Below are 1,810 nucleotides of genomic sequence, written 5' to 3'. Positions count from 1 at the left end.
GGGGCCGGCTCCCGCCCCCCCCCCGACCCCCCCCGCGCCCGCGCGCCTCGGCGCCGTGGTGCGCCGGCGGGGCCGGGCACCGGTGGGCGTGTGTCTGCACCCGGTTCGCCGACGGCCACGGCCGCGAGGTCGTGCTGCGCGGTTTCAACGTGTCCGGCGAGACCAAACTGGAGGAGAACGGCGGGCTCCCGTTCGCCACCACCGCCGACGCGAGGAAGTCCGCCGCCGCCATGCGCCACCTGACCGGCGCCAACGCGGTGCGGTTCCTGCTGTCCTGGGCCCATGCCGAGCCCGAGCCCGGCCAGGTGGACACCGGCTATCTGGAGCAGGCCACCGCGCAGATGAAGGCGTTCCTCGACGCCGGAATCCGGGTCTTCCCCGACTTCCACCAGGACCTCTACTCCCGCCATCTCTTTGACAAGGACAGCTGGTACAGCGGCGACGGCGCCCCGAAATGGGTCATCGACGCGGGCGGCTACCCCAAGGAGTCCTGCGGCATCTGCTTCCACTGGGGCCAGAACATCACCCAGAACCAGGCGGTCATGAGCTCCACCCGCGACTTCTGGCGCAACCGCGCCCTCACCACCGGCGCGGGCACCGTCCGCGTCCAGGACGCCTTCCTGGCCACCGCCGAGAAGACCATGACCTACCTCGCCCGGCAGCTCACTGACGACCAGTTCACCCGCGTCGTCGGCTTCGACCCGCTCAACGAGCCGTACGCGGGCGCGTACGACGACGGCCAGAACAGCCGCACCTGGGAGAAGAGCGTGCTGTGGCCCTTCTACGAGAAGTTCCGCGCCCGTATGGACGCCGCGGGCTGGCAGGACAAGCCCGCCTTCGTGGAACCCAATATGTTCTGGAACTCCAACCTGGACTTCCAGCGCCAGGAGGGCGGACTCCTCGACGCCGGAAAGCCCGGCCCCGACTACGTCTTCAACACCCACTACTACGACCAGAAGGCCATCTCCGGGATCTTCATGCCCGGCAAGGCGGCCGACGGCCAGTACGCGGGCGACTTCGGCGCCCTGCGCGACCGCTCCACCGCCCTGGACCTGCCCGCCGTCATGAGCGAGTTCGGCCATCCGCTGGCCGGCTTCACCTCCGACAAGGCCCCCACCGTCGTCAAGGGCATGTACCAGGCGCTGGACTCCCGGCTCCCCGGCGCCACCTGGTGGACCCGGCCGGCCGCGTCCGGCGCCGTGCTCTCCTCCACCCAGTGGCAGTGGGACATCTACAACGCCCGCCACCACGAGGCCATGAACGGCAACACCGGGAAGGTCCTCACCGAGGGCGACGCCTGGAACGACGAGGACCACTCGGCCGTACGCCTCGACGACTCCGGCGCCGCCGCCCTGCGCCAGGACGCCCGGCTGCTCGACCGGATCTATCCGCGCGCCGTCGCGGGCCGCACCCTCGCCTTCACCTTCGAGGACCGCTCACGCGACGGCTCCACCACGCTCAGCTGGGACCGCATCCCCGGCACTCTGCCGAACGTCGCCAAGGTCACCGGCTCCGGCCGCTACGGCATGCTGGTGTGGCGCTCCGACGGCGCCACCGACGCGCCCACCGAACTCCGGCTGCCCCGCGACTTCGACCCCGCCCGGACCACCGTCGTCTCCGATCTGGGCACCCTCACCGGCCCGCCCGCGTACACCGCACACGGTCACACCGCCGACCACCCCGTCGCCACCGCGGCGGAGCCCGGCGACGGCGACGGGAACCGGCTGGTGCTCTCCGCCCCGGCCGACGAGGCCACCGGCACCCTGCACTACGCGCTGATCGCCGACGGCACCGCCGCCCCCTCGGCGGA

The 1,810-nt window shown here is 71.9% G+C and carries 1 protein-coding gene; it reads left to right on the top strand.

The genetic code is table 11. The features are described from left to right. The coding region (locus ACFXB5_RS53630; protein WP_385223350.1) for a cellulase family glycosylhydrolase at window positions 1-1,810 on the top strand (1,810 nt) is incomplete at both ends.

It is taken from the genome of Streptomyces sp. NPDC059455, assembly GCF_042750115.1.
Taxonomy (GTDB): Bacteria; Actinomycetota; Actinomycetes; order Streptomycetales; family Streptomycetaceae; genus Streptomyces; species Streptomyces endocoffeicus.
This window is presented reverse-complemented; position numbering and strand designations above follow the sequence as displayed.